This window comes from Sphingomonas sp. A2-49, from assembly GCF_025548555.1.
Taxonomy (GTDB): Bacteria; Pseudomonadota; Alphaproteobacteria; order Sphingomonadales; family Sphingomonadaceae; genus Sphingomonas.
In genome coordinates this window covers 83,032-98,691 of record NZ_JAJLPA010000001.1, presented here as the reverse complement: position 1 = coordinate 98,691, position 15,660 = coordinate 83,032, and the positions used below count along the sequence as shown (strand labels likewise).

The following is a 15,660-nucleotide window of genomic DNA, read 5'->3' as shown; positions in this document are numbered from 1 at the left end:
GTGTCGACCGTCCGGATCGTCACATCGCGGGGAACAGCGCGCGCGCCGCGGCCATTGCCCAGCCACCGATCAGCGGGATGGCGAGATAGCCCAGCGGCGACACGAATGCGGCGGTCAGCGCGATCAGCCCGCCCTCGACCGGGCTGCCGGTCTTCGGGAACGCCGGTGCCGGCTCGTCGAAGAACATCGTCTTGACGACGCGCAGGTAATAATAGGCGCCGATCGTCGAGGCCGCGAGGCCGACCGCCGCCAGCGGGAACAGGCCCGCCGCGACCGCCGCCTTGAACACCGCGAACTTCGCATAGAAGCCGAGCAGCGGCGGAATGCCCGCGAGCGAGAACATGAAGAACAGCATCGCCCAGGCAAGGCCCGGCCGCGTCCGCGACATGCCCGACAGCGCGGCGATATCCTCGACCGGCTGCCCATCGGCGTCGCGCATCTGGAGGACGACGAGGAACGACCCCAGCGTCATGGCGATATAGATCGTCATATAGATCAGCACGCCCGACACGCCCTCGGGCGTGCCCGCGGCGAGGCCGACGAGCGCGAAGCCCACGTTGTTGATCGACGAATAGGCGAGCAGCCGCTTGATGTTGGTCTGGCCGATCGCCGCGACCGCGCCGAGCAGGATCGAGGCGAGCGCGGCGAAGATCACGATCTGGCGCCACTGGTCCGTCGCCGGCCCCATCGCCTCGACCGCGACCCGGACCGCGAGGCCCATCGCCGCGACCTTGGGCGCCGAGGCGAAGAAGGCGGTGACCGGCGTCGGCGCGCCTTCGTAGACGTCGGGCGTCCACATGTGGAACGGCACCGCCGAAATCTTGAACGCGATGCCCGCGAAGACGAAGACAAGCCCGAACAAGAGCCCGAGCGAATGACCCTCCGCATAGGCGGCGGCGATCCAGCCGAACAGCGTCGTGCCCGAGAAACCGTAGACCAGGCTGATCCCGTAGAGCAGGATGCCGCTCGCCAGCGCGCCGAGCACGAAATATTTGAGGCCCGCTTCCGCCGATCGCGTGTCGCGCCGCATGAAGCTGGCGAGGACATAGGCCGACAGGCTTTGCAGCTCGAGCCCGACGTACAGCGTCAGCATGTCGCTCGCCGACACCATCATGCCCATACCCGCCGCGGAGAGGAGGATCAGCACGGGATATTCGGGACGCAGGTCGTCGCCCGCGGTGCGCGCGAAGAAGTCCGGCGCCAGCACGATCGCGACCGCGGAGGCGATGAAGATCAGCACCTTGGCGAACGCCGCGAACGCGTCGGCGCGATACAGGCCGTCGAAGGCGGGGCCGCCGTGGCCCGCGGGCCCCAGCAGCGACAGGCACGCCCCGCCCAGGATCGCGACCGCGGTCCACGACACGAGACGGGTCGACGCCGAGCCGCCCCAGGCGGCAACGAGCATCAGGATGATCGCCCCTGCGCCCAGGATCACCTCGGGCAGGGTCATGGCGATGTTGGCGGCGTAGTCCATCAGTGAGCGGTTCCGTGGGCGGCGGCATGGGCCGCTGGAAGGGGCTTGCCGGCGGTCGGCCGGGAATCGGAGGCCGGTGTCGCACGATCGATGCGGGCGAGCAGCGTCACGACGTCCTTGCGCATCGGCGCCATGAAGCTTTCGGGATAGACGCCCATCCACAGCGCGACCGCGGCGATCGGCGCGAGCAGCCACAGCTCGCGATGCGACAGGTCCTCCATCGCGCGGACGTCGTCCGACCTGATCTCGCCGAACACCACGCGCCGGTAGAGGTACAGCATGTATGCCGCGCCGAGGATGATGCTGGTCGTGCAGAGCAGCGCGATCCACGTCGACACCTGATAGGTGCCCATCAGCGCCAGGAATTCGGCGACGAAGCCGCTCGTCCCGGGCAGGCCGATCGACGCCATGGTGAAGAACAGGAAGAACAGGGCGTAGCGCGGCATGTTGATCGCCAGCCCGCCGTAACGGCTGATCTCGCGCGTGTGCAACCGGTCGTAGATCACGCCGACGCACAGGAACAATGCGCCCGACACCAGCCCATGGCTCAGCATCATCATCATCGCGCCCTCGATCCCCTGCGGGTTGAAGGCGAACAGGCCGATCGTCACGATCGCCATGTGTGCGACGGACGAATAGGCGATCAGCTTCTTCATGTCCGACTGCACCAGCGCGACAAGCGAGGTGTAGATGACCGCGACCGCGGACAGGCCGAAGATCAGCCACGTCAGCTGCCCGCTCGCCTCCGGGAACATGGGCAGGCTGAACCGCAGAAAGCCGTATCCGCCCAGCTTGAGCAGCACGCCCGCCAGGATCACCGATCCCGCGGTCGGCGCCTGGACGTGCGCATCGGGCAGCCACGTATGGACGGGCCACATCGGCATCTTGACGGCGAACGAGGCGAAGAAGGCGAGCCACAGCCACGTCTGCACATGCGCCGGGAAGTCGAACGCCTGGAGCGCGGGAATGCTCGACGTGCCCGCCACCTGCGCCATGTACAGCATCGCGACGAGCATCAGCAGCGAGCCGAGCAGCGTGTAGAGGAAGAACTTGTACGACGCGTAGATGCGGTTCGCCCCGCCCCAGATGCCGATGATGAGATACATCGGGATCAGGCCGGCCTCGAAGAAGAGGTAGAACAGGAACAGATCCTGCGCCGCGAAAGTGCCGATCATCAGCGTTTCGGTCAGCAGGAACGCCGCCATATATTCCGGCACGCGCTTCTCGATCGCGCGCCAGCTCGCGCCGATGCAGATCGGCATCAGGAACACGCTGAGCATGATGAGCATCAGCGCGAAGCCGTCGATGCCGAGATCCCAGGCGAAGAAGCCGAGCCGCGGCCCGTGCTCGACGAACTGCCACTGCGCGCCGCCGATGTCGTAGTTCGCCCAGAGCAATGCCCCCAGCACGAAGTCGACCAACGTCGCGCCCAGCGCCACCGCACGGGCGGTGGCTGCGGGCAGGAAGAGGCAGGCGATCGCCGCGAGCGCGGGGATCAGCAGCATGATCGAAAGGATGGGCAACCCGCTCACTGTGCGATCGCCCAGGTGACGACGGCGGTCAGACCGATCAGCATGACGAAGGCATAGGTATAGACATATCCGTTCTGGAGCCGGCCCGCGACGCGGCTGGAGAGCTGCACCACCCAGGCCGAGCCGTTCGGCCCGAACCGGTCGATCGTCTGCTCGTCGCCGCGATGCCACAGCAGGCGGCCGATGGCGAAGGCGGGACGGACGAACAGCAGGTGATAGAGCTCGTCGAAATAATATTTGTGGACGAGGAAGCGGTACAGGATGCGGAACTGGTCCGCGACCGCCGTCGGGAAGGCCGGCGCCTTGATATAGGCGTACCAGGCGGTGAACAGGCCGAGCAGCATGGCGATCGTCGCCGACAGCTTGATCGGCACCGGCACCTCATGCATCGCGTGCATCAGGTGTTCGCGGAACGCGATGTCGCCCTTCCAGAACGTCTCGCCCGCGCTAGGCTCGATGAAATAGCCGTGGAAGACGAACCCGGCGGCGATCGCGCCGATCGACAGCAGCACCAGCGGCACCAGCATCGGCCACGGGCTCTCGTGCGGGTGATAGCCGCCCGTGCCTGCGGGCAGGTCGTGCTGCCCCGCACCGTGCGTCGACGGATGGACGCCGCTGTCCTCGGCCTGCGCCGGGGTGGCGTGTGCCTCGTCGGCGTGATGCGCGTCGTGGGCGTGCGCATGGGCATCATCATGGCCATGGGCATGATCGTGACCATGGGCGTCATGCAGCGCGTGCTGGATATGCTCCGATGCCGCCCAGCGCGGCTTGCCCCAGAAGGTCAGGAACATCAGCCGCCACGAATAGAAGCTGGTGATGAGCGCGACGAGCACGCCGACGAACCAGACGCCGGGCTCGCCCGCGGCCCAGCCCGCCTCGATGATTGCGTCCTTCGAATGGAAGCCCGCGAAACCGATGCCGAGCGGGTTGCCGAACACCGCCGGCAGGCCGACACCGGTGATCGCCAGCGTCCCCATCATCATGCCCCAGAATGTGACCGGAATGCTTTTGCGCAGGCCGCCGTAATAGCGCATGTCCTGTTCGTGGTGCATCGCATGGATCACCGAACCCGCACCCAGGAACAGCAGCGCCTTGAAGAAGGCGTGCGTGAACAGGTGGAACATCGCCGCGCCATAGGCGCCGACGCCCGCCGCGAAGAACATGTAGCCGAGCTGCGAACAGGTCGAATAGGCGATGACGCGCTTGATGTCGGTCTGCACCATCCCGACCGTCGCCGCGAACAGGCAGGTCGCGGCGCCGACGAACATGACGACGTGCAGCGCGGCCGGCGACGTCTCGAACATCGGCGACAGGCGGCACACCATGAAGACGCCCGCGGTGACCATCGTCGCGGCATGGATCAGCGCCGACACCGGGGTCGGGCCCTCCATCGCGTCGGGAAGCCAGGTGTGCAGGCCGAGCTGCGCCGACTTGCCCATCGCGCCGACGAACAGGAGCAGGCACAGCACCGTCATCGTGTCGGCACGCATGCCGAGGAAGCCGATCGTCGAGCCCGCCATGCCCGGCGCAGCCGCGAGGATCGCCGGGATCGAAACCGTTCCGAATACGAGGAAGGTGCCGAAGATACCCAGCATGAAGCCCAGGTCGCCGACGCGGTTGACGACGAACGCCTTGATCGCGGCGGCATTGGCGGACGGCTTGCGGAACCAGAATCCGATCAGCAGGTAGGATGCGAGGCCGACCCCCTCCCAGCCGAAGAACATCTGCACCAGCGTGTCCGCGGTGACCAGCATCAGCATCGCGAAGGTGAACAGCGACAAATAGGCGAAGAAGCGCGGCTGGTCCGGATCCTCGCTCATATAGCCCCAGCTATAGAGGTGGACGAGCGCCGACACGCTGGTGATGACGACCAGCATGATCGCGGTCAGCTGGTCGACGCGGAGCGACCAGTCGACCGCCATGTTGCCGCTGACGATCCACGTCAGCACCGGCTGGACGTGTGCCTCGCTGGTGCCGGCGAGGAAGCCGAGGAACACCGGCCAGGACAGCAGGCACGAGGCGAACAGCGCGCCGGTCGTGATGACCTTCGCCGGCACCGTGCCGAGCGCCCTGTTGCCGAGCCCCGCGACGATCGCGGCAAGCAGCGGCAGGAATACGATGAGTACAATCGAAGTCACCGAACGATCACCCCTTCATCCGGTTGACGTCATCGACCGCGATCGTGCCGCGGCCACGGAAATAGATCACAAGGATGGCAAGCCCGATCGCCGCCTCGCCCGCCGCGACGGTCAGCACGAACATCGCGAAGATCTGTCCGACCAGATCGTGCAGATAGGCCGAGAACGCGACGAGGTTGAGGTTCACCGCGAGCAGGATCAGTTCGATCGCCATCAGGATGACGATCAGGTTCTTGCGGTTGAGGAAGATGCCCAGCACGCCCATCGTGAACAGGATCGCCGCCACGACCAGATAATGCGTCAACCCAATCACAGCTGGACCCCCTGCCCGATCGGCGGCTGGACGTTGCGCGTCGCATCCTGCGGACGGCGCGCGTTCTGTCGGCCGATGTTCTGGCCGCGGACGCCGCCCCGCTGACGATGCGTCAGCACGATCGCGCCGATCATCGCGACGAGCAGGACGAAGCCCGCCGCCTCGAACACGAACAGATAGCGCGTGTAGAGCAGCTGCCCCATCGCCTGGATGTTCGGCACCGCCGTGTCGACCGGCGCGATGCGCTGGCCGACCTTCAGGCCGCCCGCGCTCCACGCACCGATGCCGATCAGGATCTCGGCGGCGAGCGCCACCGCCAGCGCCAGCCCCAGCGCCGCATAGCGCGCGACCCCGGCGCGCAGCTGCGCGACCTCGATGTCCAGCATCATGACGACGAACAGGAACAGCACCGCGACCGCACCGACATAGACGATGACGAGCAGCATCGCGATGAATTCGGCACCGACGAGCACCATCAGGCCCGCGGCGTTGAAGAAGGCGAGGATCAGCCACATCACCGAATGGACCGGGTTGCGCGACGAGATCGTCATCGCGGCCGATCCGATCACGACGATCGCGAAGAGGTAGAAGGCTATGGCCTGGATCACGAGTTGGTCGGCCCCCTGAGCCCGGAATCGAGTGCGGCGCGCATTAACGATACGGCGCGTCGGCGGCAAGGTTCGCCGCGATCGCGCTTTCCCAGCGGTCGCCGTTGTCGAGCAGCTTGGCCTTGTCGTAGATCAGTTCCTCGCGCGTCTCGGTCGAGAATTCGTAATTCGGCCCCTCGACGATCGCATCGACCGGGCACGCTTCCTGACACAGGCCGCAATAGATGCACTTGGTCATGTCGATGTCGTAGCGCGTCGTGCGGCGGCTGCCGTCGTCGCGCGGCTCGGCCTCGATCGTGATCGCCTGCGCCGGACATACCGCCTCGCACAGCTTGCACGCGATGCAGCGTTCCTCGCCGTTCGGATAGCGACGCAGCGCATGTTCGCCGCGGAACCGCGGCGAGATCGGATTGCGCTCGAAGGGGTAGTTGATCGTCGCCTTGGGCTTGAAGAAATACTTCAGCGTGAGGGCATGCGCCTTCACGAATTCCCACAAGGTGAACGACTTGATGATCTGTGCGACGCTCAAGAGCTCAATCCCAACATCCGGTCGATCAGTACGACCAACAATCCGATACCGACGCCCGCGAGCGCCTTGTCCCGCATCACCTGAGGCCGCAGGCCACGCGCGATCATCCAGTCCGACACCTGGCTCATGCCGGCACGCCGACGCGCAGCAGCATCAATACGCTCGACACCAGGAACACCCAGAACAGCGACAGCGGCAGGAACACCTTCCACCCCAGCCGCATCAGCTGGTCGTAGCGATACCGCGGCACGGTCGCCTTCACCCAGCTGAACAGGAAGAAGAAAAACAGGATCTTGGCGAACAGCCAGATGATCCCCGGGACGTAATAGAGCGGCGCCCAGTCGACCGGCGGCAGCCACCCGCCCCAGAACAGCGTCGCGTTGAGCGCACACATCAGCAGCACGTTCGCATATTCGCCGAGCCAGAAGAGCGCGAAGCTCATCGAGCTGTACTCGGTCTGGTATCCGGCGACGAGCTCGCTCTCCGCCTCGGTCAGGTCGAACGGCGCGCGCTGCGTCTCGGCCAGGCTGGAGATGAAGAACATCACCGCCATCGGGAACAGCAGCGGGTTGATCCCGAAGGCGTTGATGTGGAGATTGAGCGTGCTCACCTGCGAGGCGACGATGCCGCTGAGGTTGAACGTCCCCGCCCACATCACGACCGAGATCAGGATGAAGCCGATCGCGACTTCGTAGCTGACCATCTGCGCCGCGGCACGCAGTGCCGAATAGAAGGGGTATTTGGAGTTCGACGCCCAACCCGACAGGATGATGCCGTAGACGCCGAGGCTCGACGCGGCCAGCACGTACAGCAACCCGACGTTGATGTCGGCGAGCACCACGCCGGCCCCGAACGGCACGACCGCCCAGACGATCAGCGCCACCGTGAAGGTGATGATCGGCGCAAGCAGGAACAGCGCCCGGTTCGCCGCGGCGGGGACGATGGTTTCCTGCAGGAACACCTTCAGTCCGTCCGCGAACGACTGGAGCAGGCCGAACGGACCGACGACGTTGGGGCCGCGGCGCAGCGCCATCGCCGCCCAGATCTTGCGATCAGCGTAGATAATCATCGCCACCGCCAGCATCAGCGGCAAGGCGATCACGAGGATGCCGACGATCGTCGCGACGAACCATGCCCAGTCGTAGGACATGCCGACGGTCGTGTTGAAGAAACCGGTCACTCCGCCGCCTCCGCGAACGTTTCGCCATGGACCAGTTCCGCCGAGCAGCGCTGCATCGTCGGCGATGCGCGGCAGATCGCGTTGGTCAGGTAGAAATCCTTGATCGGATAGCCGGACAGGCTGCCCTGCGCAGCCGCATCCAGCGCTGGCGGCGCCCAGTCGAACGTCGCCAGCCCCGGCTTGCCGAGCGCCGGCACATCGTTCGCCATCGCCTCGCGCAGGCCGGCGAGGCTGTCGAACGGCAGCGTGTGGCCCAGCACGTCGGACAATGCGCGGAAGATCGCCCAGTCCTCGCGCGCGTCGCCCGGCGGGAACACCGCGCGCTCGCCGCGCTGGACGCGCCCTTCGAGGTTAACCCACGTCCCCGATTTCTCGGCATAGGTCGCGCCCGGCAGGATCACGTCGGCATGATGCGCCCCGGTATCGCCGTGATGGCCGACATAGACCTTGAATCCGCCGAAGCGGGAATAGTCCACCTCGTCCGCGCCGAGGAAGAAGGTGACGCCCGCGCCCGAAAGGTCGCCGATGCCGCCCGCCTGCGCATAGCCGAGCATCAACCCGCCCATACGGCTCGCTGCCATATGGACGACGTTGAAGCCGTTCCAGCCCTCGCGGACGAGGCCGTATTGCTTCGCGAAGGCGAGCGCGGCGCCATGGCCGCCCTTCAACGCACCGCCACCGACGATCACCATCGGCGTCCTGGCGTCGGCGAACGTCTTCGCCACCGCCTCCGGCAGCGCACCGATCAGCGACAGGTCGGCGCCGAGCCACTCGACCTTGTAGGTCAGTTCCGTCTCCGGACCGATCGCGAAGACCTTCGCGCCCTTCTTGATCGCCTTGCGCACGCGCGTGTTCACCAGCGGCGCTTCCCAGCGCAGGTTGGTGCCGACCAGCAGGATCGCGTCGGCGCGTTCGACCCCGGCGATCGTCGTGTTGAAGTTCACCGCCGAGAGGCTGGACGTATCATAGTCCATCCCCGTCTGCCGCCCCTCGAGCAGCGACGAGCCGAGCTGGCCCAGCAACGCCTTGGCGGCATACATCGTCTCGCAGTCGACCAGGTCCCCCGCCACCGCGGCGACGTTCGATGCCGCGGCATCGACCTTCGCCTTCACGACCGCGAACGCCTCGTCCCAGCTCACCGGCACGAGCGTGCCGTCGCGGCGGACATAGGGCCGGTCGAGGCGGCGACGCACCAGGCCGTCGACATGATGGCGCGTCTTGTCGTGCGCCCATTCCTCGTTCACGTCCTCGTTGATCCGGGGCACGCACCGCAGCACCTGACGGCCGCGGCTGTCGAGGCGGATGTTCGTCCCCACCGCGTCCTGCACGTCGATCGTCAGCGTCTTCTTCAATTCCCAGGGCCGCGCCTCGTAGGAATAGGGCTTCGACGTCAGCGCGCCGACCGGGCACAGGTCGACGACGTTGCCGCTGAGCTCGCTCGTCACCGCCTGCTCGAGATAGCTGGTGATCTGCATGTCCTCGCCGCGATAGATCGCCCCGATCTCCTCGACCCCGGCGACCTCTTCGGCGAACCGGACGCAACGCGTGCACTGGATGCAACGGGTCATGATCGTCTTGACGATCGGCCCCATATACTTCTCGGTCACCGCGCGCTTGTTCTCGTCGTAGCGCGAATGGCCGCGGCCATAGGCGACCGACTGGTCCTGCAGGTCGCACTCGCCGCCCTGATCGCAGATCGGGCAATCGAGCGGATGGTTGATGAGCAGGAATTCCATCACGCCCTCGCGGGCGTTCTTCACCATCGGCGTGGTGGTGAATACTTCCTGATTGTCCGCGGCGGGCAGCGCGCAGGACGCCTGCGGCTTCGGCGGCCCCGGCTTCACCTCGACGAGGCACATGCGGCAATTGCCGGCGATGCTCAGCCGCTCGTGATAGCAGAAGCGCGGGATTTCGCGCCCTGCGGCTTCACACGCCTGGAGGACCGTCGCGCCCTGCGGCACCTCGACCTCGATCCCGTCTACCTTCAGCTTGGGCATTATCTCGTTTCCTGCGACGCGGTCGTCACCGATGGCACGGTTCCGCGATAGAGCACTTCACCGAGGGCGCCTTCCAGAATGAGCTTGCTCAGCGTGATCTTCTGCCCATCGTACAAGCATGATCCCAGCTTGGGCGCCAGCACCGCAAACGCCGCATTCTGCGTCTTGCTCGCCGTCGGTCCCATCACGACCGCCGATGCCGTCGCCGGGTCGCGCGTGACGACGCATTGCGCGAAGGCCAGCAAGGCCATCTGCACCGAAAGGGTCGCGTCGGCCGGATCGGTCTTGACGACGGGATCGAACGGTACCGCCGGCATCTGCCACGCGACCTTCCGCGCCCGTGCATCGTTGCGACGGCGATAGAGCTCGACGAACAACGCCCCTCTCAGCAGCAGCGGCTTGAACCGCAGCTCGCCACTCGACAGACATTCGTCATCCGCCAGCCGCGCCAGCGAAGGCCCGTCGATCTTGTCCGCGGGCCGCGCCGCGATACCGGTTACGCGAGCCGATTGACGGTCCACGGTGCACCGCGCGAATTCCGCCATTGCGATCCGGCCACGATCGATGTCGGACAGGCCAGCCCCCTCGGCAATGCGCGCGCGACGCGGGATGGGGATGTTGGATCCCGTATCCATCTCCGTCTGCTTTTGCGCGACCGCCGGCGATCCGATCGATAGACCGAGCATCGCCACCATGAGCGATACCTTCACTCCGCCGCCTCCTGCATCGGCGCCATGTCGCCGCCGCTACGTTCGGTGATCCGGCGTTCCAGCTCGGGGCGGAAATGCCTGATGAGACCCTGGATCGGCCACGCCGCGGCGTCCCCGAGCGCACAGATGGTGTGGCCCTCGATCTGCTTGGTGACCTGATGCAGCGTGTCGATTTCCGCGATGTCGGCATCGCCGGTGCGCAGCCGTTCCATCACGCGCCACATCCAGCCGGTGCCTTCGCGACACGGCGTGCACTGGCCGCAGCTCTCGTGCTTGTAGAAGTAGGAGATACGGCTGATCGCACGGACGATGTCGGTCGACTTGTCCATCACGATCACCGCCGCGGTGCCGAGGCCGGAGCCGACCGCCTTCAGCCCGTCGAAGTCCATCGGCGCATCGATGATGTCGCGTGCCGGTACCAGCGGCACCGACGACCCGCCCGGGATCACCGCGAGCAGATTGTCCCAGCCGCCGCGGATGCCACCGCAATGCGTTTCGATCAGCTCGCGGAAGGTCAGGCCCATCGCGTCCTCGACGACGCACGGCTTATTCACGTGGCCGCTGATCTGGTAGAGCTTCGTGCCCTTGTTGTTCTCGCGCCCGAAGCCCGAGAACCACGCCGCACCGCGCCGCAGGATGGTGGGTGCCACCGCGATCGATTCGACATTGTTCACCGTCGTCGGGCAACCGTAGAGCCCCGCCCCGGCCGGGAACGGCGGCTTCAGGCGCGGCTGGCCCTTCTTGCCTTCAAGGCTTTCGAGCATCGCGGTTTCTTCGCCGCAGATGTACGCGCCGGCACCCCGATGCACGAAGACGTCGAAGTCGTAGCCGGACCCGCTCGCGTTCTTGCCGATCAGGCCACGGTCATAGGCTTCGGCGACGGCCGCGAACAGCGTCTCCGCCTCGCGGATATATTCGCCGCGGATATAAATATAGGCCGCCCGCGCGCGCATCGCATAGCCCGCGATCAGCGCGCCCTCGATCAGCTTGTGCGGATCGTGGCGGATGATCTCGCGGTCCTTGCACGAACCGGGCTCGGATTCGTCGGCGTTGATGACGAGGAAGTTCGGCCGGTCGGGCTTGGGCTCCTTGGGCATGAACGACCATTTCGTGCCCGTCGGGAAGCCCGCGCCGCCACGACCGCGCAACCCGCTCGCCTTGATGACGTCGATGATCGCGTCCTGGCCGAGCGCCATCAGCGCCTTGGTATTGTCCCAGTCGCCGCGCTTCAGCGCCGCTTCCAGGTTCCACGGCTGGAACCCGTAGACGTTGGTGAAGATGCGATCCTTGTCGGCAAGCATCAGGCCCACTCGCTCCGATAATCGTGGTTGGCGTCGACCATCGCGGTCAGCGTCGTCGGGCCGCCTTCGGGACAGCTCGTCTGGCGACCGATCGTCGAGCCGGTCTTCGGACTTTCGCCCCTGGCCAGCGCCTCGAGCACGGCGACCGTGCGATCGTAGTCGAGGTCTTCGTAATTGTCGTCGTTGATCTGGACCATCGGCGCATTGGCGCAGGTGCCTAGGCACTCGACCTCGGTCAGCGTGAACATCCCGTCGGGCGTCGTGCCCCCCTTCACGAGGCCGCGATTCTTGCACGCGGCGAGCACGTCGTCCGACCCGCGCAGCATGCACGGCGTCGTGCCGCACACCTGGACGTGATAGCGGCCGACCGGCGCCAAGTTGAACATCGTGTAGAAGGTCGCGACCTCGAACACGCGCATGTACGGCACGCCGATCGCCCTCGCGACGAATTCGATCACCGGCACCGGCAGCCAGCCCTGCGTCTCCGTTTCCGCCCCGACCTGCCGCTGGGCGAGATCGAGGAACGGGATCGACGCCGACTGTTCGCGTCCCTTGGGGTAGCGCGCGAGGATCTCGTTCGCCTTGCGCTGGTTCTCGTCGTTCCACGCGAAGCCGCCCCAGCGGGCGCGGGTCTCGGCTTCGTCGGGGATCTGGGGTGCTTCAGCCATGAGTACGAGACCGCATCATAAAGGTGACCTTCGAGAGCACCAGATAGTCAATTGCCATGACACACATCAGTGCCAACACGACATGGGACACCGTTCGAGCTTCTAATGAGTGATCGACAACCGGTACGAGAGCCGCGTTTGCGCCAATCAACATCATAAGAAGTCGATCGAGAAACTTTCGCGCAGTCTCGCTCACCGGTCGCACTCCCCGAACACGATATCCATCGCACCAAGGATCGCGGTCGTATCCGCGAGCATGTGGCCACGGCTCATGAAGTCCATCGCCTGAAGGTGGCTGAACGCGGTCGGCCGGATCTTGCAGCGATAGGGCTTGTTCGACCCGTCGGAGACCAGGAAAACGCCGAATTCGCCCTTGGGGCTCTCGGTCGCGACATACACCTCGCCCGCGGGCACGTGATAGCCCTCGGTATACAGCTTGAAGTGATGGATCAGCGCTTCCATCGACTGCTTCATTTCGGCGCGCTTGGGCGGCACGACCTTGCGGTCGGACGAGGCGATCGGCCCCTCCGGCATGTCGCGCAGGCATTGTTTCATGATCCGCGCCGACTGGCGGACCTCCTCGACGCGCACCATAAACCGGTCGTAGCAATCGCCGCGCGTGCCGACGGGCACGTCGAATTCCATCCGGTCGTACACATCGTAGGGCTGCGACTTGCGCAGGTCCCAGGGGATGCCGGCGGCCCGGATCATCGGCCCGGAGAAGCCCCAGGCGATCGCATCCTCGCGGCTCACCGTCGCGATGTCGACGTTGCGCTGCTTGAAGATGCGGTTGTCCGCGACCAGGCTGATCGCATCCTCGAACAGGCGCGGCAGCCGCGTGTCGAGCCAGTCCGCGATGTCGGTCAGCAGCTTGAGCGGCACGTCCTGATGCACGCCGCCGGGCCGCAGGTAATTGTGGTGCATGCGCGCGCCGGTGGCGCGCTCGAGGAAGTTGTAGCAATCCTCGCGCACCTCGAACATCCACAGGTTCGGCGTCATCGCGCCGACATCCATCACGTGGCTGCCGAGGTTCAGCATGTGGTTCGAGATGCGCGTCAGCTCGGCGAAGAACACGCGCAGATACTGGGCGCGGATCGGCACCTCGATGTCGAGCAGCTTCTCGATCGCCAGCACGAACGTGTGTTCCATGCACATCGGCGAGCAATAATCGAGCCGGTCGAAATACGGGATCGCCTGTGCATAGGTCTTGTATTCGATCAGCTTTTCGGTGCCGCGATGCAGCAGGCCGACGTGCGGATCGATCCGTTCGATGATCTCGCCGTCCAGCTCCATCACCAGCCGCAGCACGCCGTGCGCCGCGGGATGCTGCGGGCCGAAATTGATCGTGTAGTTCTGGATGGTGACGTCGCCCGTCGTCGGGTCGCCCGCGTCGGTCACGTGCATCAGCTCGTCGACATAGTCGCTCACTGGTTCTGCCCTCCGCTCTTGTCGCTGCCCGCGGTCGGTACGACGTCCGCGTCGCGGGGCTTGTCCTGCGGCTGGTTGCCGGGATCGGGCTCGCCCGCGCCCGTCTGCGCCGTCGTCTCGCTCGTCTTCGCCTCGTTCACCGGGCTCGCCACCTGCGGCTTCGCCGGCGCGTCGGCCCTGACGATCGCGTCTGCCGCCAACGGCGTCGGCGCGCCCTTGGCCTCCGGTACCATCGCCTTCTCATCGCCGGGAAGGACGTATTGCGCACCCTCCCACGGGCTCTGGAAGTCGAAATTGCGGAAGTCCTGCGCCAGTTGCACCGGCTGATAGACGACGCGCTTCGCCTCTTCCGAATAGCGCATCTCGACGAAGCCCGAGAGCGGGAAGTCCTTGCGCTGCGGATGGCCGCGGAAACCATAATCGGTCAGGATGCGGCGTAGGTCGGCATTACCGGTGAACAATACGCCGTACATGTCGTACACTTCGCGCTCCAGCCAGCCCGCGACCGGCCAGATGCCCGTCACGGACGGGACCGGCTTGACGTCGTCGGTGGCGACATGGACGTGCAGCCGATGGTTGCGCGTCAGCGACAGCAGGCAATAGACCACCTCGAAGCGCTCGGGGCGCTCCGGATAGTCGACGCCCGCGATCTCCATCAGCTGCTGGTATTCGAGGCCCGGCGTGTCGCGCAGCGCGATGAGCGCGGTCACGATGCTGTCGCGCTCCACATAGAGCGCGACCTCGCCGACCTGGTCGACCGCATCGATCAGCGCCGGCCCGAGCCGTCCGCGGACCGCCTCGATCGTCTCGGCGTTCAGGTGCGCCGCATAGGCGGGAGCCGGCGCCCTCACCGTTCGATGCTCCCGCTGCGCCGGATTTTCCGCTGCAACTGCATGATGCCGTACAACAGCGCTTCCGCGGTCGGCGGGCAACCGGGCACGTAGATATCGACCGGCACGACCCGATCGCAGCCGCGCACGACGCTGTAGCTGTAATGGTAATAGCCGCCGCCGTTCGCACAGCTGCCCATCGAGATGACGTATTTCGGCTCCGACATCTGGTCGTAGACCTTGCGGAGCGCGGGCGCCATCTTGTTGCACAGGGTGCCCGCGACGATCATCACGTCGGACTGGCGCGGGGAGGCGCGCGGCGCGGCGCCGAACCGCTCCAGGTCATAGCGCGGCATGTTGACGTGGATCATCTCGACCGCGCAGCAGGCGAGGCCGAACGTCATCCACCACAGCGAGCCCGTGCGCGCCCATTGGAACAGATCCTCGGTCGAGGTGACGAGGAAGCCCTTGTCGGTCAGTTCGCCGTTCAGGCTGTCGAAGAACCCCTGGTCGGGGGGGACCAGCGAGGTGGCGGCAGCCGAGCGATTGAGTTCGACGGGTCCGGACATGGGGGTCATTCCCAATCCAACGCTCCCTTTTTCCACGCGTAGACGAGCCCCAGCGCAAGCTCGCCGATAAAGATCATCATCGAAATCCACGCGGTCCAGCCGATGCTGAACACCGACACCGCCCACGGATACAGGAAAGCGGCTTCGAGATCGAAGATGATGAACAGGATGGCGATCAGGTAGAATCGCACGTCGAACTGGCTGCGCGGATCCTCGAATGCGGGGAAGCCGCACTCATATTCCGACAGCTTCTGCTCGTTCGGCTTGTCCGCCCCGGTCAGGCGCGCAACCAGCATCGGCAGGAATACGAACGTGCTCGAGAGCGCCAGGGCGACGCCCAGAAACAGAAGGATAGGCAGGTATTGCGACAGATCGACCAAAGG

At 65.7% G+C, this 15,660-nt stretch carries 16 protein-coding genes; all 16 read right to left on the bottom strand.

All coding sequences use genetic code 11. The features are described 5' to 3' along the window. Positions 1-19: 19 nt before the first annotated feature. Positions 20-1,474: an NADH-quinone oxidoreductase subunit NuoN gene (gene nuoN / locus LPN01_RS00480; RefSeq protein ID WP_262826398.1), complete on the bottom strand. Its 1,455-nt coding sequence runs from the start codon at positions 1,472-1,474 to the stop codon at positions 20-22. After that, positions 1,474-3,006 carry an NADH-quinone oxidoreductase subunit M gene (locus LPN01_RS00475; protein ID WP_262826397.1) on the bottom strand — a complete coding sequence of 511 codons (1,533 nt, stop codon included), beginning with the start codon at positions 3,004-3,006 and terminating at the stop codon, positions 1,474-1,476. The genes nuoN and LPN01_RS00475 overlap by 1 nt, the downstream gene beginning before the upstream one ends. Further along, on the bottom strand, positions 3,003-5,144 hold the full coding sequence (nuoL, locus tag LPN01_RS00470; RefSeq protein WP_262826396.1) for an NADH-quinone oxidoreductase subunit L: 2,142 nt from the start codon (positions 5,142-5,144) through the stop codon (positions 3,003-3,005). The genes LPN01_RS00475 and nuoL overlap by 4 nt, the downstream gene beginning before the upstream one ends. 7 nt (positions 5,145-5,151) lie before the next feature. Continuing rightward, positions 5,152-5,457, bottom strand: coding sequence for an NADH-quinone oxidoreductase subunit NuoK (nuoK, locus tag LPN01_RS00465; protein ID WP_163959071.1), 306 nt, complete (start codon positions 5,455-5,457; stop codon positions 5,152-5,154). Continuing rightward, entirely contained in the window at positions 5,454-6,065 is a 612-nt protein-coding gene (locus LPN01_RS00460) for an NADH-quinone oxidoreductase subunit J (protein WP_262826395.1), read from the bottom strand. Before LPN01_RS00460 ends, nuoK begins: the two co-directional genes overlap by 4 nt. A 43-nt stretch (positions 6,066-6,108) precedes the next feature. Beyond that, on the bottom strand, positions 6,109-6,594 hold the full coding sequence (gene nuoI, locus LPN01_RS00455) for an NADH-quinone oxidoreductase subunit NuoI (RefSeq protein WP_262826394.1): 486 nt from the start codon (positions 6,592-6,594) through the stop codon (positions 6,109-6,111). After that, positions 6,591-6,722 (bottom strand): hypothetical protein, encoded by a 132-nt coding sequence (locus LPN01_RS00450; RefSeq protein ID WP_262826393.1) that lies wholly within the window; start codon positions 6,720-6,722, stop codon positions 6,591-6,593. The genes nuoI and LPN01_RS00450 overlap by 4 nt, the downstream gene beginning before the upstream one ends. Continuing rightward, positions 6,719-7,744, bottom strand: coding sequence for an NADH-quinone oxidoreductase subunit NuoH (gene nuoH / locus LPN01_RS00445; protein ID WP_262827028.1), 1,026 nt, complete (start codon positions 7,742-7,744; stop codon positions 6,719-6,721). Before nuoH ends, LPN01_RS00450 begins: the two co-directional genes overlap by 4 nt. 26 nt (positions 7,745-7,770) lie before the next feature. Continuing rightward, positions 7,771-9,771 carry an NADH-quinone oxidoreductase subunit NuoG gene (nuoG, locus tag LPN01_RS00440; RefSeq protein ID WP_262826392.1) on the bottom strand — a complete coding sequence of 667 codons (2,001 nt, stop codon included), beginning with the start codon at positions 9,769-9,771 and terminating at the stop codon, positions 7,771-7,773. After that, on the bottom strand, positions 9,771-10,466 hold the full coding sequence (locus LPN01_RS00435; RefSeq protein ID WP_262826391.1) for a hypothetical protein: 696 nt from the start codon (positions 10,464-10,466) through the stop codon (positions 9,771-9,773). Before LPN01_RS00435 ends, nuoG begins: the two co-directional genes overlap by 1 nt. A gap of 11 nt (positions 10,467-10,477) precedes the next feature. After that, positions 10,478-11,782, bottom strand: a complete 1,305-nt coding sequence (gene nuoF / locus LPN01_RS00430; protein ID WP_262826390.1) for an NADH-quinone oxidoreductase subunit NuoF — start codon at positions 11,780-11,782, stop codon at positions 10,478-10,480. After that, positions 11,782-12,450 (bottom strand): complex I 24 kDa subunit family protein, encoded by a 669-nt coding sequence (locus LPN01_RS00425; protein WP_262826389.1) that lies wholly within the window; start codon positions 12,448-12,450, stop codon positions 11,782-11,784. Before LPN01_RS00425 ends, nuoF begins: the two co-directional genes overlap by 1 nt. A gap of 192 nt (positions 12,451-12,642) precedes the next feature. Next, positions 12,643-13,854 (bottom strand): NADH-quinone oxidoreductase subunit D, encoded by a 1,212-nt coding sequence (locus LPN01_RS00420; RefSeq protein ID WP_410482782.1) that lies wholly within the window; start codon positions 13,852-13,854, stop codon positions 12,643-12,645. Positions 13,855-13,874: 20 nt separating this feature from the next. Next, positions 13,875-14,729, bottom strand: a complete 855-nt coding sequence (locus LPN01_RS00415; protein WP_262826387.1) for an NADH-quinone oxidoreductase subunit C — start codon at positions 14,727-14,729, stop codon at positions 13,875-13,877. Next, a complete protein-coding gene (locus LPN01_RS00410) occupies positions 14,726-15,277 on the bottom strand; it encodes a NuoB/complex I 20 kDa subunit family protein (protein WP_262826386.1) in 552 nt (183 codons plus the stop codon). Before LPN01_RS00410 ends, LPN01_RS00415 begins: the two co-directional genes overlap by 4 nt. Positions 15,278-15,282: 5 nt before the next feature. After that, positions 15,283-15,657, bottom strand: a complete 375-nt coding sequence (gene ndhC / locus LPN01_RS00405; protein ID WP_262826385.1) for an NADH-quinone oxidoreductase subunit A — start codon at positions 15,655-15,657, stop codon at positions 15,283-15,285. Positions 15,658-15,660: the final 3 nt, after the last annotated feature.

Excerpts from the sequence above, each read along its gene's own strand:
- nuoN (WP_262826398.1), bottom strand. The coding sequence starts at position 1,474 with ATGGACTACGCCGCCAACATCGCCATGACCCTGCCCGAGGTGATCCTG.
- LPN01_RS00450 (WP_262826393.1), bottom strand. The coding sequence starts at position 6,722 with ATGAGCCAGGTGTCGGACTGGATGATCGCGCGTGGCCTGCGGCCTCAG.
- nuoH (WP_262827028.1), bottom strand. The coding sequence starts at position 7,744 with ATGTCCTACGACTGGGCATGGTTCGTCGCGACGATCGTCGGCATCCTC.
- nuoG (WP_262826392.1), bottom strand. The coding sequence starts at position 9,771 with ATGCCCAAGCTGAAGGTAGACGGGATCGAGGTCGAGGTGCCGCAGGGC.
- LPN01_RS00435 (WP_262826391.1), bottom strand. The coding sequence starts at position 10,466 with ATGGTGGCGATGCTCGGTCTATCGATCGGATCGCCGGCGGTCGCGCAA.
- nuoF (WP_262826390.1), bottom strand. The coding sequence starts at position 11,782 with ATGCTTGCCGACAAGGATCGCATCTTCACCAACGTCTACGGGTTCCAG.
- LPN01_RS00425 (WP_262826389.1), bottom strand. The coding sequence starts at position 12,450 with ATGGCTGAAGCACCCCAGATCCCCGACGAAGCCGAGACCCGCGCCCGC.
- LPN01_RS00420 (WP_410482782.1), bottom strand. The coding sequence starts at position 13,854 with ATGCACGTGACCGACGCGGGCGACCCGACGACGGGCGACGTCACCATC.
- LPN01_RS00410 (WP_262826386.1), bottom strand. The coding sequence starts at position 15,277 with ATGTCCGGACCCGTCGAACTCAATCGCTCGGCTGCCGCCACCTCGCTG.